Here is a 25,162-nt window from a genome sequence, read left to right as displayed (position 1 = left end):
GAAGCCGGACGCCGACGCGAAGCCGGACACGAAGCCCGACGCCGACGCGAAGCCGGACACGGACGCGAAGCCGGACGCCGACGCGAAGCCGGACACGAAGCCCGACGCCGACGCGAAGCCGGACACGGACGCGAAGCCGGACGCCGACGCGAAGCCGGACACGAAGCCCGACGCCGACGCGAAGCCGGGTGGCACTGCCACGTCTGGCGCAGGCCGGAAGCCTCGCGCCTCACAGGGGAAGCGATCAACACAGGCATCGACTCCACCAGAGTATGGGCCGGCGCAACGAAAGGTCTGGGATAGCTTCCTCGACTCGAGAGTCCACTCCCGTAAGTGGGACAGCCATGGCGTGAACCTGATTCCCGAGCTATGGCGGCTGTTGAAGGTACGGATCCAAGCGGATCGGAAGTCCACTGGGCGCACCGAGCTGACACAGGGCCACTACCTGGACGCCGTCCTGCTTAACGCGCCTCTGGACCAGGACAAGCTGGTCCAGCTGGCCGATCAGTTTCAAGTCGAGCTGGAGGGAGCTCCGAAGGGGAAGAAGAGCACACTCAGTCTCAGCCCTCAGGCCATCAGCAACTTCGACACCATTCTGGAGTTGCTCGATGCCGCGGACTACAACCGCAAGGGCAAGGACGCTATCTGCTGGCTCGTCCTGCAGCTGCTTCGTGACCTACAAGAGGAGGGCCCGTTGCCGAAGACTGAGCCCAAAACGCTGTTGTGAGCGAAGCGTTCTCTGCGAGAGGGGGGTGGCCTGAGGAAGGCCGCCCCCCTCTCGCATGTTCGCAACACGCCGAGGCACGAAGGGGCGACTTCCTCGCCTTTTGGATGGAAAACCGCAAAACGGCCTAAAGGCATTCTGATCGCCCGAGTGGCAAGGTCGTGGGTCCGGCCATCGCTGTTCTGATGCGCACTTCGAAGTCACGTTGCCTGCCTGGTTGAAGGTACTTCCGTGGATTTGAAACATCTCTTGGAGCCCTTCTGACCTGCACGTATATCCATACGTATACCTTCTCTCAGAGCCATGTTGCTATCGACATCTATGCCCTTACTAGTACCTACGCGGCGATCCATCCACCGACCATCGCGCGCTCCCACGCCTCCACCAGGCACCCCGCAGACCTACGCATCTATTCCCCTCACAGGGAAATAAGGAGCTGGTTTCGGGTATGCTGGCGTCGTCAGATTGATCTTCTTCAGGAGCTTCGATGTCGTCAGGTCGCCTCAGCGCAAATGCTGTTGCCGTCGCCGCCGGTGTGGACAGCAATTGGGTCTACAGAGCTGTCGAGAACGGCGTACTGCCGGAGCAGCACTTCGAGGCCGACGTCATCGTCATCAAGGTCTACCGGCTCATCGCGAACTTCGTGTGGCCGGACCGACCCCGCCAGCGCTCCAAAAAGCACCACATCGACACCTGGCAGCTCTCAGCGCTGCACGCAGCTCGCGATGCTGTCACCGACCCCAAAACGACGCCCGAAACGACGCTTTGGATCATGCAGGACTCGGTTCGGGTCGCTCACACCCGCAGTGAGCGCGCCGCACTTGAGTCCGTTAAGGCCGACGGCCACCATCCGTCTCTGCTCGATGCCCAGGTAGCTCTACGGCTGCCTATCGGGCGGTGGATCGACGAGTTGCCGTCACTGCTGGCCCGCATCCCGAAGCGCGAACCACGCCGGAAGGCAGCAACTCGCTCCAACCGGTCCCAGAACCGATCTGCCGCCTGAGCACCGTTCTGGTGTTGCGGTCCGGATGCGCCACTGGCCCGGGACTCCTCAATCCCGGGCCAGTTCTGTCGAGGAGGTGAACGCCACCCACATCTCTAACTGAATACCGTCGCGCGGCCGGCCTCCCTACCTCCCCAGGCGGTGTGCCGGTTGGCGATGGGTGTTGTCCTCGCACCTCCTCGACAGGAGCACATCATAGCTACCCGTCAGAGGGCTGGCTCAGTCGTGCCTGATGGTGGCGTGAATCGTCCGCCGGCCCCGAAATCCCCAATGACGCTCGGCCCGACGCGTTCCAACTCGTACGGCCAACGCGAAGCTCTCCGGACTGCGGGGGAGCCCCTGCAGCTCAGCCGATCGATGCGCACCGCACTCCTCACGGCAGTGCACGCACTCCTCAACGACCCGCGCCTGCGCGGCACCCTAGATGTGGTGCGCCTGGCCGCCGTGATCCTGCTGGCCAAGGCCCCGGCAACGTCGTCGTGCGTGGAGGTCAAATATCGAGACCTGGCAGGCTGGCTCGGCTGCTCGATCTCCCACATCGGTCACACCGTCATTCCCGCGCTGAAGCAGGCCGGCGTGGTCACCAGCATCACGAAGCGAGAAGCCGGCCACGCCGTAGGCGTCGAGCTGACCCTGATTCCGCTGAAGGAAGCTCGGGAGGCAGGAGGAGTTCACCCGCTGGCTCTGTTGAACGTGCGTGATCTGGCGACGCTGCTTCGGCTGTGTGAGGCCGTGTCATGTCCGGGTTGGGCCCCGGTGGATAAGCCGGAGACTCCAGCGGGGTTCATGGCGGATCGTCAAGGACCTGATGCTGCGACGGACCGCCTGGCGATGGTGCTGCTCGTGCTGAAAGCGCGTGACAACGGGCGAGTACGCATGGCATCGGGCCGCGTCGTCAAGGGCTACCGGCGGGCGGATGCGACGGTGGCGCAGTTGCTGGGCTGCGAGGTGGCCGACGCGGCGCCGGTCGTGGACCGCTTGGTGGGCCTGGGCAAGGCGGAGTTGGAGGAGGCGGAGCGGGGTCGGCTACGGATTCCTGAGGTCGCGAAGGCATGGGCGAGGGCCCGCAAGACCACTCCGCCTCCGGCTCCCTCGACGAGGGAGCCGAGCAACGGCGTCGGCACCATGCCGCCGACGCCGGATCAGGGGGCCTGCCCTCGGTGCCAGGAGGGAACGGCCGGCGACGGCGACGGCGATGTGCTGGTGCTGGCCGGGGATGGTTGGGCGCAGCAGAGCTTCGATGACGTGTTGATCGGGCAGTCGGAGAGTGCATTCAGGGATCAAGACGCCTCCGAATCTGCGTCACCGCAGGTCAACGAGGGTTTTGATGGGTCGTCTGCCAACGGTTCCGCTGCACGACTCCACGCCGACCACCCACCTGTGGCTGATCTCTCTGGGAATTGTGCGGGTGATAGTTCCCGCTTTTCCGGCTCCGCCGTCTTGGGTTGCGACGATCTCCGGGAAGGCGCGCGTGCACGCGAAGATCAGCTTGGCGATTCTTCGAAGCTGCGAGGGGCTGCCGACACCGGGAACAGCCCGCTTCGCGGGGAACAGCGCAAGCAGCAGGCCAGTCGATCGAGTTCAGGACGGACGACCTTCGGAGGTCCGCTGTCGGTGCCTGAGGACCTGCGGGAGGCGCTGGAGCCGCTGGCGTACGTGTGGTCCCGTCTGGGGCGGGTGTCGACCGGCCGGAAGCTGGCGACTGCGGTTCGCCTGGAACTGGTGCGGCTGCGGGGAGCGGTCGGTCAGGAGCGTGCACAGCAGGCCTTGGCGTGCCGGCTGCGTCGCCGGCTTGACCGGCAGGGGAGTCGACCGATCCAGGACCTGGTCGGTTGGCTTCTGCAGCGCGGACTTCCCCACAACCCCGAATGCTGGTCGACGATGTGCGACGACGGCGTGCGGATGGACACCGGTGGTCCGTGTGAGAGCTGCGGGTGCCTGGTGGGGGACCGCCGCGGCCTGCGGCGTGCAGTGGCGGCGGAGGTCGCCGCATGCTATCCGCAGCTGCTGCCCGAGGCGCGGCGGCCGCTGTACGAGCAGGAGCTGCGGGCCCGGGTTGAGCAGCAGGTTGCGCACGAGCTGGCGCGGCGCGAGGCGGCGGCCTGTCAACGTGAGGAATTCGACCGGGCCGTCCAGGAGCAGAAGGACCTGCTGCGGCAGCAGGAGGAGGAGCGCGCTGCATCGCCGTGCCTGCAGTGCGGGGAACCACAGGCGGCTAAGACCTGCCCGTTTTGCGCGTTCGCCGCCCAGACGCAAAGGCTGGTCGATGAGGCCGTCGACATCGTGCTTGCGATGCGCGCCGATCTCGACGACCGGGACGCCGTTGCCGCCCTGGCCGAACAGGTCGAGCGGGACACATGGACCGTCGTACGCAAGGTTGGCGATGACATCGCGGCCGGCGAACGGGTGGCGCGACTGCATGTCGAGTACGAGCGCGCACGGGTGCTGCTGGCGCAGCGCCGGCGCAAGGCCCTGGCCTCGCTGGCTGGTTCGTCGACCGCTCAGGCCGAGGCGCAGCATGTGCGGCGGATGGTCTTGAGCCGCACCTGGCCGGAGACCGCAGAGGCGAGGGATCGGGCCGAGCTGCGTGCGGCAGAGGCGAGCTGGCGGGTGGCGTACGACCTGCTGGCGGGCTTGCTCAGCGATCTGCACCGCTGCCGGGCCACGGTGAGTCCCGACCCCCGTCCGTGGCGGGAGCGTCTCGACGAGCGTATGGCCGAGATCGCCGAGCGGAACGCCAACCTCGTCCCCGAGCCGACCGGTGCACCGTGATGGGCACCACTGCCGATCCCCCGTGCCGGATGTTGTGGCGTTCGACGCCCGGGTCCCATCGCCCTGGGTGCCTGGGCCACCGCCTCGGCACCCTGCTCACTGATCACACGGCCACAGAGGGGAGGTTGAGTGTTTCAGCCGGGAACGACGGTCCAGTGCATCGCGCCCCGTGAAGACTGGGGAGCGTACGGAACAGTCAGCGGTGATCTCGGAGACAGCGAGACGTACACGGTGGACCTGCTCCCACCGCGCACGGGGACCGCGGTGTGGCGCCACACCAGCGTCGCCCGCGTCTGGGACAATCCCGTCACCGAACCCACCCCGCCGGCCATCCACCCAGGCGGGACGATTCCCCTTCCCGGCCTGCGCCCCCTTCCGGGGCGGCGGCGCCCACTGCTCCACCCTGTCGTCGGGTCGCTTGCAGAGGCCCAGGCCGTGGTCGACTGGCGACCGGAGTACAGCCCATACGGCGACCCGCCCGGCTGGACCATGGTCGGTGAAGGCGCCCATCGCGCCGTCATCCTCGCCCCCTCCCGCACCACCGTGTACAAGATCGAGCTGGAGGCTGGCCGAAACCGGCGCGAACACCGCACCCTTCGCGGGCTCCGCGACCAGGGCTACGCCTACGCCCCACCCACCACCGTGTGGACTGCGCCCGGGCCGGGACGCGCCGCCGAGGTCTTGGCGATGCCGGTGCCCAACGACGGCACCGCCTCGATCACCCCATACCCGCGGGCCGGCGTGATCGACTTCAACCCCGGAAACATCACCGTCTGCCGCGGCCAGTATTGGCTGATCGACGCGAGCGGTCTGTGAAGCGGCCGTGAGAGGTTCGCGGCCGCGGTGGCAGAGACGGATGCCGCCCTGCAGCAGTCGGGGTTCGACCTGCTGGCCTGCATCGCCAACGCAGCCCGGCTCCCCGACGGCGGCGTGGTCGTCCTGGAGGAGGACGAGGGCCCGCCCAGCTGGCAGGTCCTGACCCTCCCGGAATTCGAGGAACTCCAACCCGAGGGGACCTGAATCCGCTGCGCTGCTGCTCTCATCACGTAGGAGCAGCGCCAGCTCAGGCTGGGCGATCATATCCAGTGCAACACGTGTGGTGCACGGAAGGGTCACCGCGGGCCGTTCAGCCGGTCGATGATGGCCTGCCGTTCCGCTGGCTCCCGTTCGATCGCCTGCCGGAGGATGTCCAAGTCACGACGGGCCTCGATCGCCTCGCGCACGATCGCGGCCAGGACGTCAGGCGTCAGCGCTTCGGCCTGGGTGGTGGTGGAGCCGGAGAACGAGCGCCGGTCGGTGACGCTCGGCGGGGCGGTCGGCAGGTGGTAGCGCTCAACCTGCTCGGGGGTGACCGCGACGCGTACGAACTCGACTTCGGCGGCGGCCGCCGCGGCGAACGCGGTGACGTCCTCGGCGAGCGCGGTGAGGATCCATTCACCGCTCGCGTCATAGTCACCTATGTGAAGAATGCACGTCTTCTTGCCGCCGGCGATGGCCCGTTCGGCTGCATCGTGCTTACCGGCGAGGCCGTCGAAGCCGCCTCCGGAGTAGCACGAGATGCCGAACTGCTCGCCGATGCGGGCGAGTTGGGGAACCATACCTTCGGTCTCCGACCACAGCTCAAGCCGGATGAGCTGGCCGTGCTGGCGGTCGACCCGGTAGTCGCGGGCGATCGCGTCCACGGTCCGCCAGAAGTGCCCGGGGCCGGTGAAGGACGGCGGTGCCTCAGCGGCGACCTGCTTGTCGTCCCGGATCGCCGACCACGGAATCCGGCCGGAGCGGCGGGCCATGCCGACGTACTCGCCCAGCCGCTTGTAGTCGCGAAGCGTCTTGGCGAGCACGCCTTCACCAGTGAGGACGTAGAAGATCTGCCGGAGGGTGACCGGAAGGTAGTCGGCGTAGAGGTCTAGGACAGCGTCGACGGCGGCGATCACTCGCTGCGTCTCGCGTTTGGGCCGCCAGTTCGGCTGCGGTCCCCGAGGGCGCTTGTCGGGCATGTCCAGGACCTCCTTGCCCCCTTCCAGAGTGCGCCTAGGCGTCCTTTTGCTTCAAGAGGCACGACATGGGTGCGTGACCTGCGCTTTCACTCCTCTTGGCGTGCCGGGTCGCGGTTGATCTGGGCCATGAGCTCGCGGTTGGCCGCGCGGGCGGCGGCGAGGTCGTTGTCGCGGTCCTGGAGTTTCAGCTCCAGGTCGATCACCTGCTGTTCGAAAGTGTCGAAGCAGCCTCTTACCAGGGAGGACTCGCCGAAGATCCACCAGCCCGTGCGAGGCATTGCCCGCCAGTCGGGGATCCACCCCGAGCAGTTCCGCCGGATCTCCCTGCGCCGACCCGAGACCGCATCCTTCGAACTCGCTGCTGCCCGTGCGGTCGCAGAGGGGTGTACCCCAGCAGGGCCGACTGGGCACGAGCAGGTACCTGTCGTCGGCGAAATCTATCCACAAGTGATCCGGGTCAGAATGCGGCTGCTCAACGATGGAAGGAGTCGGCCTTGACCCGCGGCCGTCGTATCCAGCTCACCTTCACCCACCGTGTCCTGATCACCGTGGTGGTCCTCGGCGCGCTCATCGTCGCCGGCATCGGCTTCGCAGGGTCCTACTCCGCGGTCAGTGACCTTGCGGCCCGCCAGGGCTTCGGCGCCTACGCGCCGTGGTTCCCGATCGGCGTGGACGTGTCGGTCCTGATGCTCCTCAGCCTCGACGTTCTGCTCGACTGGCTTGGGATGACGCTGGCGCTGCTGCGGTATGCCGCCTGGCTGCTGGCGGGGGCCACGATCGTCTTCAACGCGATGGCGGCTTACCCGTCTGCGCTGGGTATGTCGATGCACGCCACCATCCCCATTGCGTTTTTGGCGGCTGTCGAGGCTGCCCGGCGCGCCATCAGCCGGATCGCGGGCCTGTCCGAGGACCGTCGCATGGACGGTGTGCGCGCAGTGCGTTGGCTGCTGGCCCCGGTGAGCACTGCGCTGCTCTGGAGGCGGATGAAGTTGTACGAACTGCGGTCCTACGACGCGGTGATCAAGTTGGAGCAGGAGCGGTTGGTCTACCGGGCGCGGCTGAAGTCGCGCTACGGGCGGAGCTGGCGACGCCGGGCGCCGGTCGAGTCCTTGATGCCGTTGCGGCTGGCCCGCTTCGGAGTGCCGCTCGGCCAGACGGCGCCGGCCGGTCTGGCAGCCGCCGGCATCGACTCGGCCTTCCTGCCCCTGGCGCCGGCCGACGTGGGTGCCCCACAGGTGAGGGAAGCCGAAGTCGAGCCCCTGCCCATAGCGGAAAGCGGGGCCGAACCTGTCGCACGGCCGGAGCCAGCACCCGAGCCCGAGCCCGAGCCGGCGCCGGTCCCCGGTGAGGGCGCGGCCGCGGGTGAGCAGTCGGAGCCGGCGGGCGGGCCGGAGGCACCGCCGGAGAACCCCGCTGCCGGGGCGGAGGAGAAGGACGACGAACCGGAGGAACCGGTGGACGAAGACGACCAGCACGCCCAGGCGGTCGCCGACCTCAAGCCGGCCGACGCGGTGCGCTACGCCATCAAGGCCCTCGACAGCGTCGACACACCAGCTCTGACCCGCTGGTTGAAGGACCACGGCAAGGTCGTGAACTCGGGGCAGGTGTGGAAGATCGCGCAGAAGGCGAAGCCGGACGACGGCCCGGGGGAGTCGAGCGGCACTAACGCCCAGGGCGCGGCCGCCGCGTGAGCACACCTCACAAGGTGTGTCCGCGGTCAGGTCGAGGGAGCGCTGCTAGTTGGCAGTGGGGAAGGGGGCAGTGGGGTAGAGCCTGTCCCAGGCGGTCTGGCCGTCCACCAACCGATACCCCTCTTCGGTCATGCATTCCTGCGGCCCGTGGTAGGCGCCGCAGCCGTCCGGCCCGGCGCAGTTCCACTCGTCGCTGCCGCACCGCACGCTGCTCAACAACTTGCAGTAGCAGCAGCTGCGCGTCACCTGGAAGAGCCAGTCACCCGCCGCTGCAGCCTTGGGTGCCTGCTGCAGCTCGTCGTGCAGGTGGTCAGCAGGAGGAGCGTGAAGAGGATCCCGGGCCGGCAGGATCTTCACCGTCTCCGTGTAGTCCGGCTCGGGTTCCGGCAGCGTGCATAGCGTGCATGTCCCGGGCAGTGTGTATGTCCCGCTGCCCCATCCGCCGGCGCCTGGTGGTCTGGGGTCCGATGCCTTCTCCGTCTGCATGAGGCCATGTTCATCGCCCGGCACGGTCCGACGGCCGCGCAACTCCGGTACTTCCCCCAGAGGCACCAGTGCAGCGCACACCTGCCTGCTCGGCCGGATCGCTGCCGGCCGAGCAGCACCGGGCAGCGCGGGAGAGGGACGGTGCACCGGGCTGGCCCTGCGCGAGCAGCACCTGGTGCAGCGGTGCAGCGGGTGCCGGCAGTGTCCGGTGCTGCTTCGCACGACTGCATGTGCAGCGTGGGTGCAGCCGAGCAGAAGGCCGGGCACTGCATCGTGCATGCCGCTGCGACGGGTTGCAGTGCAGGGTGCTGCTCGTGCTGCATCGGCGAAATCTATCCACAGGGGAATCGGCTTAGCGTGCTGCAAGATCGCTGTCCGCTGCTGCGCGGCCGGCATGACGATGCGCACTGGAGGAGGCCGAGCGATGGCGCGGAGCGAACTCGACCGGAAGATCGAAGAGAACGTCGAGGCCGCCGTGATGACCATCGGCCGGCTGTTGTCCGGCCGGGAGATGGATGGCGTCAAGCGGACGGATGCCACTTTCTTCAAGAGCGGGAAGCGTGTCCTCAACGGTGTCGAGGGCCGGGTCGGCGTGTGGGCGTACCGGCCCGGGTGGCAGCGGGCCGCGGCCCGGGTGACCAGCCTCGGTGCGGTCGGCGGGGGAGGGTGGGCGTACTGGACCGCCCCCCAGCAGACCCTCCAGGCGTTGGAGTACGGCGGGGGAGCGGCCGGCGGGCTGGTCCTGGCGGGCGGCATCGTGCAGGCGGTGCGCCACCGGGGACAGCGTGAGCTGATGCGGGAGTGGATCACACCGCTGCATCTGTCTCTGCTCGACCCGCTCGGCATACCTGAGGCAACCAGGCCGCGCTCGTACCTGCACATCCCGGCGAACTTCAACGACGACGACGCCGAGATCCGTATCGACCTCCCGGTGAACCTGCAGTTCAACGAGCAGGCGGTCGCCGAGATGGTCGTCAAGAAGCTGGCCCTGCAGGGCGTTTCCTTCAGCTGGAAGTACGACGGCCGCGAGCCGTACGTGAAGGTCAAGAAGGTGCACCGGCCGCCGACCAAGGTGGTCTTCAGCGACCCGAAGGTCAAGGAGCTCGTCCAGAAGGTCCCGGAATCAGCCCCGCTCATCGGACTGGAGCGCGGCCAGAAAATCGTGTCCGTCGACTTGGACGCCGAATCTCCGCACGTCCTCGTATCGGCCGGCACCGGTGGCGGCAAGTCCGTCATTCTCCGCACCATCGCTTCGCAGCTTATCCACCACGGCGCTCACGGTTACATCCTGGACTTCAAGCGGGTGTCCCACCTGTGGGCCCGCGGGGTGAAGAACGTCGAGTATTGCCGCGATATCGCGGATATTCACGACGCGCTGATACGTCTCGGGGCCGAGGGGCAGCGTCGCATTCATGCGGCGGAGCAGTTGGGGGATGACTCCGACCCCTCGGAGGTCGGGCCGCGCCTTGTGGTTCTCCTGGAAGAGATCAACGCGACGATGAAACAGCTGACTCGCTACTGGGAGAAAATCAAGGAAAAGGGCGACCCGAAGGTATCCCCGGCGGTTGATGCACTTGCCGAGATTCTTTTCATGGGGCGTGCGGTCCGGATGCATGTGCTGCTGGTTGCCCAGTCGGCGACCGCGCGCGCTCTGGGCGGCCCAGAAATGCGTGAAAATTTCGCCACCCGCATTCTCGCCCGGTACACCCAAAACGCGTGGCGGATGCTCGTGCCCGAGGTCCAGCCGGCTCCCAAGAGCACCCGGCACATCGGTCGCGCCCAGGTAGTCCTCGGCGGCCAGAGTCACGAGACTCAGGTGATGTTCATGTCCGACGGCGAGGCTCGCGCCTGGGCCATGGCCGGCACCTCCAGTCCGCCGCGGGTGACCTTGGAGAAGGTCACCCAGACCCAGGGACCCAGGGACCCAGGTGACTCCGTCCACCAGGGGAAACCCAGCAGTCAGGACCCAGGGACCCAGGACATAGCAGACATAACGACGGACCTGGGTCCGGCCCGGACCCAGGCTCCTCACACCGCACTGCCGGCCTCCGCGGCAGGCCCCCAGGAGGGGCCGGACGCCCCGACGCGCGCCACTGCCGGCGCCGCCGAGCCGCCGTTGCCCACCTCGCAGGAGGAGCCCCTGACTCTGCGCGAAGCCCAGGAGGCCCTCTTCCCGCACCTGACCCTGGAAGCGCTTCGCATGGCCCGGAAAAAGGACCAGGACTTCCCCGAAAGCGCCGACACGAAGGGCCAGCAGCTGCGTTACTGGGAAAGCGATCTAAGAAAGTGGGAACGCAACCGGATCAAATCCGAAAATTCGACGCCCTTTGAGGAGGGCATCGACTTCTCCTGACCCCGGCTCCATAGGGGAGGGGCTCGCACTGTGTGCGGGCCCCTCCCTTTTTTCGTGCCCGCGTCGCGGGGGTTGCTCGGGTGCCCGCTCGCGAAAATCTATCCACAGGTCATTCGGCTTAGCGTTTCGATGTGAGGTTCCCGCGTCCTGCGGGACGCCTCCGCATTCATTGTGCCCGCACGAAATCAACCGGGCCGCGTACGGCCGAGGAGACGACCATGACCTGGTGGAGGAAGGTTCTCAACCTTCCAGGAAAAGGGCCGTCGGGAGGTGATGAGTTCGCCGACGCACTGGCCAGCAAGAAACCCACCACCCGCACACCCGAACCCAGTCCGGAATACCCCACGGCAAAAGCTCCCCTATGGGCGGAGGAAGACGAGGGATCGGGAAGCGTCATCGCGCGCAGGACGGGCCTGGGAATCGTGTGGCTCGTCATCGCCCTGCTCGCCTTCGCCGGACTACGGGCCATCGTCTGGCCCCCACAGCAGCCCCACGCGGAACCGAAAACCGGCACCCAGAGCCAGGCGCACCGCGACGACGTCCCCGAAGCCGCGGCGCAGCAGGTCGCCTCCCGCTTCGCCCGCTCCTACCTGACGTGGTCGAAGGACGATCCGCAGGCCCGCGAGAAGGAGCTCAAGCGGGACCTGCCCCAGGGAGCAGACACCAAGACCGGCTGGAACGGCGAGGGCACGCAACTCGTCGCGCAGACCATCCCGGGCGAGGTCAGCCAGACCCGCCCGCACCAGGCCCGGGTCCTGGTCGACGTCCGCGTGTCCGCCACGACCGGCACCGGCAAGAAGGCCCGCGCCATCTCGTCGTGGCGTGCCCTTGAGGTTCCCGTCGCCGAGAGCGGCGGCCGCGTCCTGGTGACCGGGCAGCCGGCGCTGGTCGGCCTGGATCAGCCCGCGCGGTGGAAGGCCGCCGCGGAGCCGGACACCGACATCACCCTGACCGCGTCCACCCGCACCGCCGTCAACGACTTCCTCAAGGCGTGGGCGAGCGGCACGCAGGGCCAGACCACAGCCCCGGGCGCCAGCATCGCGCCGCTCGGGCCGGGGGTCACGCTGCACTCCCTCGACAACTGGGCGGCCCACACCGGCTCCGGCTCCCACCGCACCGGCACCGCCACCGTCCGCTGGGAGATGGGCGGCGCCCAGCTCCAGCAGACCTACCGCATCACCCTCGCGCAGGTCAGCGCCAACAACGCCTCGCGCTGGCAGGTCTGGCAGGTGATGTCGCAGTGATCGCGCACGCGCCGTGCCCGCCGGCCCCGCACCGCCGCGGCCGCCTCCCCCATCCACCCCCGCATCTCGATCTGTAGGAGAACCATGGGCAACAACGCGCTGACGTCCTACATCATCAGCATCGTCGCCTCGGTCTTCGGAGCCGTGCTCGCGGTGCGTACCTTCGGCCACTGGGGCAAATCCGAGTGGGGAAAGCTCGTCACCTGCCTCATAGGTGCCGCCGTCGCCGGGTTCTGCATCTTCAAGACCAACCAGGCCGTCACGATCCTGTCCTTCCTCGGGGCAAAGATCGCTTCCGTCTTCCCGACGTGACGGGGGCGGACGATGCGTACTTCGAACACCTACACGCGGCACTGGGACATCGAGACCAGGCAGCACGAACTGCTCGGCATCGACCTCGGTGAAGGCATCCCGCGCAAGACGCTGCGTCACGGAATCGTCTTCTTCGGTCTGTGGTGGGGCGGTTGGCTGCTGCTGGCCGGGTTCCCCTCCCAGTCGGCCGTGCCCTTCTTCCTGCTCCCACCGGGCTGGCTCACCTACGCCGGCGCCAAGCGGTCCCTGACGTACTGGCGGCGCACCAACCTCCTGGTCTGGGGCGTGCACGCCCAGTACCTGCTGCGCGGCATCCAGCCCGTCATCGGCCGCGGCCGCATCCCGGCACGCCGGCTCGGCCTTCGCCAGCGGACCCGCCGCCTGGGCGAGCGCTTCGGCCAGTTGCCCCAGGTCCCCGGCATCGGCAGCCTGTTCGCCGGCCACGGCCCTGACCCGGCCCGCTCCACCGGAGCACCCATCCACATCCGGCCGCGGGTGCGCCTGTACGGACCGGACGCGGTCGCCAAGTCCCGCCGGCGCCTGCGCCGCAAGCGCGTGCCCACCCACCCCCCGGAGAACTGACATGACCTGCGCCCAGACCTCCATGCCGATCGAGGCCCTGCGCCAGAGCGTGCACCTGGTCGACGCGCCCACCGTCAACGCGCTGCAGCACACCCACCAGGTACTGCTCGGACTCGCCGACGGCGACCGCCCCGTCTACCTGCCGACCGAAGCGGGCAACATCCTGGTCGCCACCGGCGCCGGAGGCGGCACCACCACAGTGCTGCGCACCCTCGCCGCCCAGGCCCTGCACCACGGCGCGCACGTCGACATCCTCGACATCGGCCAACGCCGCCCCTCCCACCAGTGGGCAGCCTCCCTGCCCGGCGTGCTGGTCCACAGCTCCATCAGCGAGGTGCACAACCTCCTCGTCGAGATGCTCGACCGCCTGCGCCACCAGGACGCCGTACCCCCTGCGGACTGGCGGCGCAGACGGATCCTCGTCATCGAGCACACCGACCGCCTGCTGTACGGGCTGCGCCAGCACTGGGCGCTGACCCGGCCCGAGAGCCAGCTCGAGGACGCCCCCGGCGTCGAGGCTCTCGGCATGCTCCTGGTCGCCGGTCCCCACGCCGGCCTGCAGATCGCCGCGGGCAGCACCCACCTCCCGCCGCGCCTGGATGCCGCGGTCAGTGACGTCTTCCCGACCCGGGTCCTGGCCTACGCCGGCCAGACCTTGTGGGCGCGCATCGCCCCGGAGGTGTGGCCGGTACCGCCCTACTCCGTCATTCCCGGCCGCATGCACGCCGTGCAGGACGGCCGCGCCACCCGCTTCCAAGCCCTTTACCTGAGCGAGTCCCAGGCCCGCGCCTGGGCCCGCGGCACCGTCCCCAAGGAGTACCGATGAGCACGAAGAAGACGTCGACAAAGGGGGTCTCGCGCGCCGGCCGGCTTCTGGGTCTGGGCGCCGAACGGTTCATGCCGGCACCGCAGCTGGTCGCCGTCGCCGACGGCCTGGTGGTCACCACCACCAGCGCCGAGGCGTGGTTCGTGCTCTCCGGCGCGAACACGGACCTGATGCCGGAGGAGGCACAGGACCTGGAGCAGGACGCCGCGGCGCTGGCGATGAGCAAATCCCTGGCCGGCTACGAGTGCCACCTCAAGATCCTGTGGTCCCAGCTCGACGGCGAGCTCTACCGAGTCGAGGCGCAGGAGATGTTCAGCGCCGGCGACGTCGACGCGTTCGCCGACATGTGGGCCAACCGGCTCGACGGACTGGACCTGCCCCAGCGCCACCTCCTGCTCGGTGTGAAGATCGCCGAGCGGTCCACCGCGGCGAACGCCACCGTCAAGGACGCCGCCTCCTCCGCACTCGGACTGCGCCACACCGGCCTGCCGAAGAATGAGCTCGCCCAACTCGACGCCGCCGCCCGCCGCCTGGAACGCCGGCTGGAGGCGACCCCGTGGCGGGCCAAGATCGCGCCGGCCGAACTCCTCGCATGGGCGATCTCCCGCGAGTCCTACCGGCCCCAGCCGGCCCCGCCGAACCTGCCAGTCATCAGCGGCGCCTCACTGGTCAGGCTCACCCAGTCCCGCGCCATCCCGCACAGCGACCACGTCGAACTCCTTGACGCCCGCGGCCAGACGAGCGCCTGGGTGTCCCTGCTGGCCATGCCGACCTTCCCTGAACAGCTCTACACCCCCGGCGAGCAAGAGTGGCTGCGCTGCCTGTCGGAGATCCGCTACACCCACGCCTCCGGCGAGGAAATGCTGGTCTGCCCCGAAGCGAGCCTGCGCCTGTCGGTCTGGCGCAAGGGCGCGGCGATCAAAAGCGTCGACAAGGTGCGCCAGTCGGCGAAGGAGCAGCGCCGCAGCGCCGCGGAGAGTTCGGCCGGCGAGACGCTGGCCGAGACCGAGGAAACCGAGAACGTCATGGAGAACCTGCGGCAGCGGATGTCGCGGGACAGCATGACACTGCTGGAGGACCACCCCCGGCTGCTGGTGGCTTCCACCGAGTCCCTGGAGGACCTGCGGGCGCGGTGCGATGCGGTCATCGCTCACTACGCCGGCCTGAGCATCGACGTGCTCGTCGCCGCCGACGAGCAGCGGGAGATGTGGCTGGAGAGTCAGGTCGGCGACATGTTGCGCGTGGCCGACCTCGGGCACATCCGCGAGACCGACGCCCTGGCGGCGAGCATGTGGTGGGGCGGGTCCGAGGCCGGCGACGACGAGGGCCCGATCGCCGGCCTGCTGACCGGCACCACGCCGGGCGTCGTCCGGTTCGACATCACCGCCGGATCGGCCAGGGGCGACGCGACCACCACGGCGTTCCTGGGCCGCTCGGGCCGCGGCAAGACCACGTCCATGGAGCTCGCCACCCTCACCGCCGCGATGCGCGGCGCGTTCGCGCTGATGCTGGGGTTCAAGGGCGATGAGGTCGGCCTGATCCGTGCCGGCCGCTATCTGGGCCTGAACTCCCATCACGTCACCTGCGGCACCGAAACCCCCGGAGTGGCCGACCTCTTTCGCGTCCTGCCGCGCGGTGAGGCAGCCCTTCAGGTCGTCTCGCAGATGCTGATCACGCTGCCCGAACGGATGCGCGTCCAGGGCGTGGAGACGCACCTGCTGCGCGCGGCGAACACCATCGGAGAGCACGCCGACCCGGCGTCCTGGCGCGTGGTGGAACTGCTCGAACAGGACGAGCACGAACTCGCCCGCGACGCAGGCCAGGCGCTGGCCGAGCTCGCCCGCACGCAGCTGGGCGCACCGGTGCTGGGCCGGCCGCGCGACGGGGCCTCCCCGCTGCGGCCGGAGCAGGGCCTGTGGCTCGTGCAGGTCCCGGGCCTGACCATGCCGCAGGCCGGCACGACGCCGGCGGACATGACGATGAACGAGCGTGTGTCCCTGGCACTGATGCGCGGTTTGATCGCCTACGCGCTGAATACGGCATCCCGGGCTGATCTGCGCAACCTGCCCAAGGTCATCAGCGTGCCGGAGGTACACGTGCTGACGGGCACCGATGACGGCAGAAGGTTCCTCGACCTGGTCGCCCGAATGGGCCGTGCCCTGGACACGAGTCTGGCGATCGACAGTCAGGACCCCCACTCGCTGCTGGGCCTGGACGGCGTGCTGGAGGCCATCACCACCGTCTTCGGATTCGAGCAGTCGACGAAGGTCCAGCAGGACGCCCTCGCCGAGCTGCTGCGCCTGCCAGTCGGCGACGCCAGCCGTGCACTGATCCACGGGGTCGGCAAGACCGCCCGCGGTGTCATCCGGCACGGCCACTGCATCGTGCGGGACCGGTTCGACCGCGTGGCCACGATGCAGTGGGACGCCCCCAGCTGGGAGCTGCTGCGGGCCCTGTCCACCAACCCCAAGGACCAGGCAGAAGACGTCGAAGCCGACGAAAAGGCGCGTGCGCAGGAGCAGTTGGACACCGAAAGCGAGGGGCCGCAGGACGACGCCGAGGACGGCACGGCAGGATCGGAGGCTGCTGCATGACACCGCCTTCGACAAGGAGAAACCGTGAACCCGCGCATCCGCTCCACGGCCGGCGCCGTCCTGACCGTCACCGCACTGACCGCCCTGGCGGCGTGCTCGTCCGACGCCGGGGCCGACAAGCCCAAGTCGCACGGGCCCTCCACCACCAAGCTCGTCTCCAAGAGTGCCTACGACTACATGCACGCGTGGATGGCTGTCGCGCCCGCCGACGCCAAGACGATGTGCTCACTGCAGACCAAGGCCGCCCGCCCGAACTTCGACGAGGGCGGCTCACTCGCCGGCTGCATCAAGGAGCGCAAGGACATCGGCGCCGAGGACAACGACAGCGGCCGCGCCCCGCTCAACATCAAGATCAGCAACGTTCAGAACGTTGCCGCCTCACCCCGCCACCCGGCCGGCAAGGGCGCGCTGGCCACCATGCACCGCGCCGGCGAGGACCAATTCCGCTACGTACTACGCCTTGTGAAGGAGGGTGACAAGTGGCTCATCGAGCAGACCAGCGACGTCGGCACACGCTTCTCCCACACCGCCGACCCCGTCGCCTCGGTGCTGGCCGACAGGGGCTGATACGCCGCGCCGGCCGCCGGATGCGGACCCTTCGACTGCCGCGGCTGCGCACCCTCCTGCTGTGGGTCGTCGGCCTGCTGACCACCATGATGGTCACCGGGCCGGCCGCGGCCGCGGCCGTCCACGGGCCCGACAGGTACAAGCCCGGCGGCGTCGGCGACCTGATGCCCTCACCCATCAAGCCCCACGGGCAGGGCACCCTCTTCGAGACCTACAAGCCCAACGTCTACCAACTCGACGAACAGCTCAGCGACATTCCCGGCAACGACCTGGTCGACAACACCCTGCACGGCATCGCCTCGGTGCTCATGGCGTTCGTGACCATGGTGGGCCGGGCGGCCGTGACGATCACCCAGTGGTGTTTCAACGTCGTCTCCCTGCCCGAGGTCGAGCCGGCCATCTCCAAGGCCATCGGCGCAGCCGCCACCCCGATGGCGAAGATGTTCCTGCCGATGGCCCTCGCGGTCGGCATGTTCATCGCCTGGGCCCGGCGCTCCGACCAGTCCATGCTCGGACAGCTCGCCTGGGTCGCCGCCTCCGCGGCCATCGCCGCGACGTTCTTCACCTCGCCCGCCGTCTGGGTCAAGGGCATCGACAAAGCCCGTCAGGCCGGCTCGACCGTCGCCATGACCACGATCGACGGCGGCCTTTCCGGCGACACCAGCAACGCGCTGCCGTTCAAGACACCCACGCCCGAATGGTCAGGCAAAGCCCGCGACGACGCCCTGCGCAAGGCCAGCGATTCCGTGTGGCGCACGTACGTCGCCACCCCCTGGTGCATTGCTGACCTGGGATCCATCGAAGCGTGCAAGCGGTGGGGGCCGGAGGTCGTCAAGCGTGGCGCCGACATGGACAAGCGCGAGGAGTATCTCGACGGGAACATGGTCACTGGGAACGCCGGGCAGGACGCGGTCGATTGGCGCCAAGGCCACACCCCATCAGGTCGCATCGGCGTGCTCGTGGGCGCGCTGATCTCCGTCGTCATCTTCAGCGCCCTCGTGATCGTCCTCGCGGCCACCATGATCGCCAGCCTGCTGGGCGCGCTGATGCTGCTCGTATGTGGAGTCGTCTTCGCCGCCCTGTGGTGCATTCCGGGCCGGCCGAGGCAGTGGGGAGTTTCCTGGTTCGAGGCGCTGATCGGCCTGACTGTGGTGTCCTGCACCGCCACGATGCTGCTGGGCAGCGTGATGATCGTGAACATGGCGATGCTGTCCCTGCTGCAGGTCTACGGCTGGCTCATCGTCTCGATGCTGAACATCGCCACAGCGGCGATGGCAATCAAGCTCAAGGGCAGGCTCGACGGCATCGTCTCCGCCGGCGGCGCCCAGCTCGCCGGCCGCGGGACACTCAACACCCTTGGCCACATGATGACCTCCCGCCGGATCAACAACGCCCTTGGTGGCGCCGGCAGAGGGGGCGGCGGTGGCCTGGTCGGCCGGGTGCGGCGCGGCAACTGGGGCGCCATCCGCGACAACTGGGGACGAGGGGACACAGGTCAGCGGTCCTCTTCCGGTACTGGCGGGGGAGGCTTCGACATGCGGGTCACCCGCGCCCGCACCTATCCACAGCCTCCGAGCTACCCGGTGCTGACGGGCGGCTACGGGGACCACGCCGCAACCCGGCCGGGCCTGCCCGGCGGACCCGGAGGGCCTCCCGCAATCGGCCGTGGGCCCGGCGGCCTTGGTCAAGGACCGCGCTCCGGCAATCCCGCCCTGGGACCTGCGGCTCACGCAGCGAAATCCGATGCCGCACGGCAGACAGCACCGGTCGCCCGAAGCAGTTACCCCATCCGGCCCGGTATGCCCGAACGCAGCGGCGTGCCACACCACCCGCGCCAGAACGGCCCGAAGACCGTGCCGGGCCAGGTGGTCGAGAACCCGACCGGAGCCAAGTTCCGGACCTACCCAGCGCCAGCGCCAGCCCAACGAAACTCGGCCGCACGGCAACCCGCACCGCCGGTCAGCCGCCACATACCGGTACACGGTGAGGTCGTACGCCGCAAGGAATTGCCACCGGCGCCACGACGACCCGGCACCTGACCGGCTTCACTCCCCTCCTTCCCACCCGTGAGATCCCCACGGTCCGGCCGCCCAGCGGCCGGACCGCCCCGGGGCCATCTCGCCATGCCGTCACGCCCGACCACGGCACACCGACCCGGAGCCCCCCATGCCCGACCACGCCCGTGACCAGAACCCGAGCACCCCCGAGCCCACCGACACCTCCCCGGCGCGCACCGCCGAACAGTGGCGCGAACTCCTGCGCAACCAGGAACTGCCCGAGTCTCTGGCCGAACTCCCGCTCCTTCGGCGGCGCCGGGCCCGCAAGGCCTGGAAATCCGCCCGCCGCGACGCCCGGGCCGAATGGGTCAAGCGCGAACGCCGCAACGTGCCCACGCCTGTCACCGTGCCGATCATCGCGCTGCTGCTCGCCGGCCTGGTCGCCGCAGGCTCCTGGCTGTGGCCCGAAGAAGACCACGACCCGGCGCCCGCCAAACCGCACAGCACGCCCACCGCGGCACCCGCCCCGCCAGCTGCTGACACCGATCCCGCTCCCACGCCTACATCCAGCGCCACGTCCAAGCGGCCCGTGTCCCCGGACGGGATCGCGAAGTCCTTCGTCACGGCCTACTCCACCCGCAGCCCGGAGAGGGAAGACAGTCACGTCGCCGCCGTCGACCGCGCCGCCCCGTACGCCTCGCGCGCCCTGGTCAGCAACCTCGGGCGGCACGAGGACCGGGACTGGAACAAGCTGATCGCCACGCAGGCGCTGACCGCCACGCCGTCCAAGGTCACCATCTCGGCCCCGTCGGCCACGCAGCAGCTGCCGCCGGACACCTCGGTGCGCATCTACCGGCAAGCCACTGTCCGCCTCGACGTCAAGGGAACCGACGACTACAGCTACACCCGGCACCTGACCGTCGAGGTCTCACGGGCCGATGTCGGCCAGCAGTGGCAGGTCACCCGCGTCCTCGGCATCCAGGAGTAGCCGTGGACCAGCGCGAAGTTGCCCAGATCGCGATGCAGGCGTCCGGCGTCGCGAAGAAGGGCCTGATGCTCAAAGTCGGCGTGATCGGCGGCTTGCTGTTCTTCGTAGGGCTGCTTCTCATGGGAGCTTTTATGCCGACGCCGTCGGCCGAGGCTTCCACCTGCGAGGACACCGGGCCAGGAACCGGCGCCGCCGCTCCCGACCGCGGCGCCGCAGCCCCCGATCCAGCCGACGGCTCCCAGCTCTCCAGAAGCATTCACCAGCAGCAACTGACGAACGCCAAGACCATCGACAAGGTGGCCAAGAAGCTCCACCTGCCCGGCAAAGCCACCCTCATCGCGCTGATGACGGCAATGCAGGAGAGCACCCTGCAAAACCTCAACCACGGGCACGCCGACTCAATCGGCCTGTTCCAGCAGCGGCCCTCGGCGAAGTGGGGGACCGAGGCGCAAATCATGAAGCCCGAGTTCGCCGCCACCTCCTTCTTCCAGGGCCGTGGCGGCAACAAGGGCCTGAAAGACATCGCCAACTGGCAGACGCGGCCGCCCGGCGAGGTCGCCCAGGCCGTCCAGAACAGTGCGCACCCCGAGCTGTACGCCGGCCACGAGTCGGCCATGCGGAAGCTGGCCAAGGAGGCTGGCGTCGACCTCGGCCGCAAGGGCACGGCCGCGAACAACGGCCCCCAGACCGACGACGATGCCGCCTCCGGCGATAACCCCAGTACGTGCAAGGACACCGACGCCGACGAGACCTCCGACAGCGGCAAGGCAACAAAGGGCAAGTTCAAGGACGGGAAGAACGACGGCTGGCCCTCTCCGGTGAACAACCCCCGCACCACAAAGGAAGCGATCGCCTGGGCCCGAGGCCAGACCGACGCCGGCAGGAACTGGGAGCGGCTCTGCCTGCGGTTCGTCTCCAAGGCCTACGGCTACGGCCCCAGCCGGCAGTACCGCGCGATCGAGCAGTGGGGCGACACCCCCGCGCGCATGAAGCACCCCGGAGACCGGAAGCCGCCGCCCGGCGCCCTCATGTTCTGGTCCACCGGCAAGGGGCGGGCCGGGCACGTCGCGCTCTATCTCGGCGGCGGAAAGATCGCCTCCAACGACATTGAACGGGTGGGCTACATCGACGTCGTCCCTGCCTCCGCGATCGAAACGAGGTGGGGTTCCACCTACCTCGGCTGGACCGCGCCCCTGCTGCCTTAGTGCGCGGGACGACGATTCCGTCGCCTGCCTGCTGGCCCTTGCGATAGCGGCCCCGGTGTCCCCCCGGGGCCGCCGCTCATGCACCCCCAACGCCCGAGAACGAAGGCCCGGCCACGATGACCACCCCACTTGACCTGACCACCTCCAGCTACCGCCGGCTCCTGGCCACCCCGCATGTCCTGCGTCTCCTGGCCAGCGCCATCGTGGGGCACCTCCCGGTGGCGATGACTCCCCTCGCTCTCCTCCTGGCTGTCCGTACGGACGGCGGGACCGTCAGCCTCGCCGGCCTCCTCGCCGCCGTCTACGGCGTCAGCGCCGCTCTCGGGCAGCCCTGGTGGGGCCGGGCGCTCGACCGGCGCGGGCACACCCCGACCCTCCTTTTCACCGGATGCGCGTCGGCCGTCGCCTTCCTCGCCCTGACCGTCCTGCCCACCGCGCAATACCCGGCCGTGGCTGCCGCGCTGACCGCCGCCGCCGGACTTGCCACCCCGCCCCTCGAAGCGGCACTGCGGGTGCTGTGGCCCGAGGTCACCCCTTCCGACGCGCAGCTGCGCGCTGCCCTCAGCCTGGACGCCTCCGCTCAGGAAGTCGTCTTCATCGTTGGTCCCCTTCTGGTCCTCGGGATCGGCATCGCTGCGGGGCCTGGCGCGACATTGGGCGCTGCGGCACTGCTCGTCCTCGCTGGCACTCTCGCCTTCACAACAGCCGCACCTGCACGGAACTGGCGCCCAGCAGCGCAGCGCTCCGCCGACTGGATGGGGCCGCTGCGCGTTCGCGGACCGCGCGTTCTCGCCCTGGCGCTCGCTGGCGCCGGCGCTGCGCTTGGGGCATTGAACGTTCTCGCCCTGGCTCTCGCCGAGAGCCTGAATGCGCCGGCCCTGTCCACGCTCGTCCCGGCAGCCCTTGCCGTCGGAAGTCTGGCCGGCGGGCTGCTGTTCGGACGGATGCGCCTTCCTGGCTCCACTCCCCGACAACTGAGTGCGACTGCGCTCGGCCTGGCTGTCGGGCTCACGCCCTTCCTACTCACCCCCGGCCCCCTCGCCTCGGTGATCACCGCCGTTCTGCCCGGCCTGTTCCTCGCGCCCCTGCTCATCAGCGTGTTCGCGAGCCTGGAGGACCTGGCGCCAGATGGGACCTTGGGGGAAGCCTCCGCCTGGATGATCGCGGCGCTCGGCCTTGGCCAGGCGGCCGGCACGGCCATTGCCGGAACCGTCGGCCAGACCGGCCCCTTCCTGCCGGCCACCATGGCGCTGGCCGGCGCGCTCCTGGCAGCCGTAACCCTTCTCCTCGGCCGCCGAGCCCTCGCCACCCCGAGAGTGCCGAGCCGCTCAGAATCAGGTCACCCGATCCTCACCGTTTGAGCGACCGGATAGGCAACACGGTCTTTTCGGGACGAACATGTTCGAAGTGGAGACCGATGGCGATATCCGCCCGCGACGACCAAGTCTTTTTCCACAGGGGGGCGTTGACGCCGGAGAAATCTATCCACAGGCGATCTGGCGCATGCTTTTCGAAGACATCACGGCGCCGCCCCCGGGCGGAGGTCTTGACCGTCATCCATTCCGAAAGGAGAGGCGATCTCTTCATGCCCAAGACCCGCAGACGCGTGCTGGGCCGTGCCACGGCAACGGCCGCGGTGGTCGCCAGCGCCGGCCTTTTCGTCGCCCCGGGAGCCTTCGCTGCCGATCAGGGCTCAGCGGCAAGGCCGGCGGCCAGTACCCCAGAGGCAGCGCCGCGCCTACACCTTCCAGACGTAGCGACCAAGCTGGTCAACGACCTGGGAATCGATGTGGGCGACGGCACCGACCCAGGGGACGGCACCGACCCGGCACCCGATCCGGGCAGCCCGACACCCGATCCCGGGACCGACCCGACACCCGACCCCGGGACCGACCCGACCGACCCTGGGACCGACCCGACACCCGATCCGGGCAGCCCGACACCCGATCCCGGGACCGACCCGACACCCGACCCCGGCAGCCCCACGCCGGACCCCGGGACCGACCCGACACCCGACCCCGGCAGCCCCACGCCGGACCCCGGGACCGACCCAGGTAGCAGTGGCGGGACGGACGGTGGTTCAGATGGTGGAGCAAGCCATCAGCCTCAGTCCGGACCTACCGATGTGAGCCGCGGGAGCGTCGGCCAAGGCGCGGCATCTGTGGGTGGCCAGTCAGGCCAGAGCACCGTCCAGGGGAACAGCCCCTACCCGGCGGCCGATGCGAGCCTCGCAGCCACCGGGGCCTCCGGCAACGCTGAACTCGGCCTCGTGGCAGGGGGATTGCTCGCCGCCGGCATGGCCGCGGTCGGGGCAGTTGGCTACAGCAAGCGGCGCCCCGGGCGGCACCGCCGGAACAGCACCTCGTAATTCACCCGGTGCCCCGCCGGGCGCTCCACGGTCGCCTCACCTGGCGGCGCAGCGCTCCATAGACGAGCGAACACATCGACTGCCCCTCCTGTCGTGAACAGGGCACACCCCTACCCCGTCACGTCCCTTTTCTGGAGATACATCCGTGAATGCGGATCGGTGCTCGGCCCACCTGGGCTGAGCGGAACGCCTCAGCGTCGTCCGCTCCGCACCACCTCCTGGCCGGCCCGAGCGGCTCATTACTCATCACCTGCACCTCAGTAACCCTGCAACATCCCTTTTATGGAGGTTTCGTCATGTCTGCACGCCGCATAGCGGTCCTTGCCGCCACCGCCGCAGCAGTCGCCCTGCCCGTTGTGTCCGCCCCCGCGGCGACAGCCGCGCCCGCCCACGCTTCCTCCTCGGCCACCTCCGTCAAGGCATACGGCGAGTGCGATCGAGTCGGTCCGTACAAGCTGCACGCGAAGGCCGTGAACATCCGCTCCAAGGCGTCGTCGAGCTCCACGAAGCTCGGAGTCCTCTACAAGTCGCACAAGTTCAAGGTGCACAGCACGACGAAGAGCGGCAGCTGGGTGAACATCACCGACCGCAAGACCGGCGTGCGCGGCTGGGTGTCGGGCGCCTACGTGTACCCCACGGTCTACACCTGCCTGCACTGACCGGGCCGCACGGGCCCGACCCCCGAGGGCCTGGACGGCTACGGCCGCCACCTCGTCGCTCATCGGAAGTCTGACGCCCGCTGATCCGCACCGCCGCCGGGCGGGTGAGCCCGCACTGATCGTGCATCACACCCCTTCCCCCGCCCGGGCTGCACGCCAGGGGCCCGCCGCGCCGCTCGCCAGCACGGCGCGCCCCGTTCCGAAGTCCCACCACACCGCCACACGGAGCGAAACGATGAAGACCGCACGTACCCTCGCCGCCTCCGCCGTCGGCGCCTCGATCCTCCTCAGCGGAGTAGCGATGGCCAGCCCGGCACAGGCAGCCAGCACCACCAAGTGCCACACCACCACCAAGACGTTCGATCTGCCCTCCAAGCCGGACATCACGATGAAGGCCACCCTCTGCGCGAAGTACACCGGGAAGTCGGGCGGCTACCGCTACTACAAGACGTGGCTCCACAAGGTCTCCTGGGACGGCTCGTGGTGGAACCCCGGTACGCGGTTCAACGACCTGTACTTCGCCACGCGCGCAGAGCACGGCCACGACCACCGCAGCAGCGGAGAGGTCAACGACATCCGCACGGAAGTCAACAACAAGGCCAGCGGGTCCAAGACCTTCGCGTCCGGCGCCAGCGGCTATGGCGTCACCTACGTGAAGACGAGGAAGACGAACTGGACGGCCGACGGGTACGCGGTGTTCGACGCGAACGACGGAAAGGGCGCGCGAACCTGGCAGCTGCACGGCACTGCCCCGGTTCGATAGCCACCGTGGAGCCACGCACTTCACCGGGCGG

The 25,162-nt window shown here is 69.0% G+C and carries 23 protein-coding genes; 19 read left to right on the top strand and 4 right to left on the bottom strand.

Annotated elements, in window-relative coordinates; translation table 11 throughout:
- The 5 genes from ABZ851_RS30560 to ABZ851_RS30540 all read left to right on the top strand — a co-directional run.
- The coding region (locus tag ABZ851_RS30560; protein WP_361134315.1) for a hypothetical protein at positions 1-727 on the top strand (727 nt) is incomplete at its 5' end.
- 484 nt (positions 728-1,211) lie between these two features.
- Positions 1,212-1,727, top strand: a complete 516-nt coding sequence (locus tag ABZ851_RS30555; protein WP_361134312.1) for a hypothetical protein — start codon at positions 1,212-1,214, stop codon at positions 1,725-1,727.
- A 357-nt stretch (positions 1,728-2,084) separates the two neighbouring features.
- On the top strand, positions 2,085-4,499 hold the full coding sequence (locus ABZ851_RS30550) for a hypothetical protein (protein WP_361134309.1): 2,415 nt from the start codon (positions 2,085-2,087) through the stop codon (positions 4,497-4,499).
- Between the two features lie 129 nt (positions 4,500-4,628).
- Positions 4,629-5,315 carry a hypothetical protein gene (locus tag ABZ851_RS30545; RefSeq protein ID WP_361134306.1) on the top strand — a complete coding sequence of 229 codons (687 nt, stop codon included), beginning with the start codon at positions 4,629-4,631 and terminating at the stop codon, positions 5,313-5,315.
- Positions 5,316-5,342: 27 nt separating this feature from the next.
- A complete protein-coding gene (locus tag ABZ851_RS30540) occupies positions 5,343-5,519 on the top strand; it encodes a hypothetical protein (protein ID WP_361134303.1) in 177 nt (58 codons plus the stop codon).
- Between the two features lie 92 nt (positions 5,520-5,611).
- Here ABZ851_RS30540 and ABZ851_RS30535 read toward each other — a convergent pair whose 3' ends face one another.
- Both ABZ851_RS30535 and ABZ851_RS30530 read right to left on the bottom strand, forming a co-directional pair.
- Positions 5,612-6,496 carry a hypothetical protein gene (locus ABZ851_RS30535; RefSeq protein ID WP_361134300.1) on the bottom strand — a complete coding sequence of 295 codons (885 nt, stop codon included), beginning with the start codon at positions 6,494-6,496 and terminating at the stop codon, positions 5,612-5,614.
- A gap of 86 nt (positions 6,497-6,582) precedes the next feature.
- A complete protein-coding gene (locus ABZ851_RS30530) occupies positions 6,583-6,774 on the bottom strand; it encodes a hypothetical protein (protein ID WP_361134297.1) in 192 nt (63 codons plus the stop codon).
- A gap of 216 nt (positions 6,775-6,990) precedes the next feature.
- On the opposite strand from ABZ851_RS30530, the gene ABZ851_RS30525 reads away from it, so the two are divergent.
- Positions 6,991-8,187: a DUF2637 domain-containing protein gene (locus ABZ851_RS30525; RefSeq protein ID WP_361134294.1), complete on the top strand. Its 1,197-nt coding sequence runs from the start codon at positions 6,991-6,993 to the stop codon at positions 8,185-8,187.
- A gap of 45 nt (positions 8,188-8,232) precedes the next feature.
- Here ABZ851_RS30525 and ABZ851_RS30520 read toward each other — a convergent pair whose 3' ends face one another.
- Positions 8,233-8,544, bottom strand: coding sequence for a hypothetical protein (locus ABZ851_RS30520; protein ID WP_361134291.1), 312 nt, complete (start codon positions 8,542-8,544; stop codon positions 8,233-8,235).
- Positions 8,545-8,950: 406 nt separating this feature from the next.
- Here ABZ851_RS30520 and ABZ851_RS30515 point away from each other — a divergent pair, with 406 nt between their 5' ends.
- The 11 genes from ABZ851_RS30515 (at position 8,951) to ABZ851_RS30465 (ending at position 22,702) form a co-directional block, all read left to right on the top strand.
- The gene (locus ABZ851_RS30515) at positions 8,951-11,026 is read left to right on the top strand and encodes a pRL2-11 (RefSeq protein ID WP_361134288.1); all 2,076 of its coding nucleotides are present in this window, start codon (positions 8,951-8,953) and stop codon (positions 11,024-11,026) included.
- 218 nt (positions 11,027-11,244) lie between these two features.
- Complete coding sequence (locus ABZ851_RS30510) at positions 11,245-12,270, top strand: conjugal transfer protein (RefSeq protein WP_361134285.1); 1,026 nt, start codon at positions 11,245-11,247, stop codon at positions 12,268-12,270.
- Between the two features lie 84 nt (positions 12,271-12,354).
- Positions 12,355-12,582 carry a hypothetical protein gene (locus tag ABZ851_RS30505; protein ID WP_361134282.1) on the top strand — a complete coding sequence of 76 codons (228 nt, stop codon included), beginning with the start codon at positions 12,355-12,357 and terminating at the stop codon, positions 12,580-12,582.
- A 12-nt stretch (positions 12,583-12,594) separates the two neighbouring features.
- A complete protein-coding gene (locus ABZ851_RS30500) occupies positions 12,595-13,164 on the top strand; it encodes a hypothetical protein (RefSeq protein ID WP_361134279.1) in 570 nt (189 codons plus the stop codon).
- A gap of 1 nt (position 13,165) precedes the next feature.
- Entirely contained in the window at positions 13,166-13,990 is an 825-nt protein-coding gene (locus ABZ851_RS30495; protein ID WP_361134276.1) for a cell division protein FtsK, read from the top strand.
- Complete coding sequence (locus tag ABZ851_RS30490; protein WP_361134273.1) at positions 13,987-16,584, top strand: ATP-binding protein; 2,598 nt, start codon at positions 13,987-13,989, stop codon at positions 16,582-16,584. The genes ABZ851_RS30495 and ABZ851_RS30490 overlap by 4 nt, the downstream gene beginning before the upstream one ends.
- Positions 16,585-16,608: 24 nt before the next feature.
- Positions 16,609-17,151: a hypothetical protein gene (locus ABZ851_RS30485; RefSeq protein ID WP_361134270.1), complete on the top strand. Its 543-nt coding sequence runs from the start codon at positions 16,609-16,611 to the stop codon at positions 17,149-17,151.
- 20 nt (positions 17,152-17,171) lie between these two features.
- Positions 17,172-19,190: a hypothetical protein gene (locus ABZ851_RS30480; protein WP_361134267.1), complete on the top strand. Its 2,019-nt coding sequence runs from the start codon at positions 17,172-17,174 to the stop codon at positions 19,188-19,190.
- Positions 19,191-19,317: 127 nt separating this feature from the next.
- Positions 19,318-20,136, top strand: coding sequence for a hypothetical protein (locus ABZ851_RS30475; protein WP_361134264.1), 819 nt, complete (start codon positions 19,318-19,320; stop codon positions 20,134-20,136).
- Between the two features lie 2 nt (positions 20,137-20,138).
- A complete protein-coding gene (locus ABZ851_RS30470; protein WP_361134261.1) occupies positions 20,139-21,341 on the top strand; it encodes a peptidase M23 in 1,203 nt (400 codons plus the stop codon).
- Positions 21,342-21,457: 116 nt separating this feature from the next.
- A complete protein-coding gene (locus ABZ851_RS30465; protein WP_361134258.1) occupies positions 21,458-22,702 on the top strand; it encodes an MFS transporter in 1,245 nt (414 codons plus the stop codon).
- Here ABZ851_RS30465 and ABZ851_RS30460 read toward each other — a convergent pair.
- The gene (locus ABZ851_RS30460; protein ID WP_361134255.1) at positions 22,692-22,898 is read right to left on the bottom strand and encodes a hypothetical protein; all 207 of its coding nucleotides are present in this window, start codon (positions 22,896-22,898) and stop codon (positions 22,692-22,694) included. The two genes, ABZ851_RS30465 and ABZ851_RS30460, sit on opposite strands and share 11 nt — an antisense overlap.
- A 1,107-nt stretch (positions 22,899-24,005) precedes the next feature.
- Here ABZ851_RS30460 and ABZ851_RS30455 point away from each other — a divergent pair.
- Positions 24,006-24,368 (top strand): SH3 domain-containing protein, encoded by a 363-nt coding sequence (locus ABZ851_RS30455; protein WP_361134252.1) that lies wholly within the window; start codon positions 24,006-24,008, stop codon positions 24,366-24,368.
- Between the two features lie 235 nt (positions 24,369-24,603).
- Positions 24,604-25,131: a hypothetical protein gene (locus ABZ851_RS30450; RefSeq protein WP_361134248.1), complete on the top strand. Its 528-nt coding sequence runs from the start codon at positions 24,604-24,606 to the stop codon at positions 25,129-25,131.
- Positions 25,132-25,162: the final 31 nt, after the last annotated feature.

Source organism: Streptomyces sp. NPDC047049 (assembly GCF_040643995.1).
GTDB classification, from domain to species: domain Bacteria; phylum Actinomycetota; class Actinomycetes; order Streptomycetales; family Streptomycetaceae; genus Streptomyces; species Streptomyces mooreae.
The sequence above is the reverse complement of the archived record's forward strand: the minus strand, read 5'-3'. Positions and strand labels throughout refer to the sequence as shown.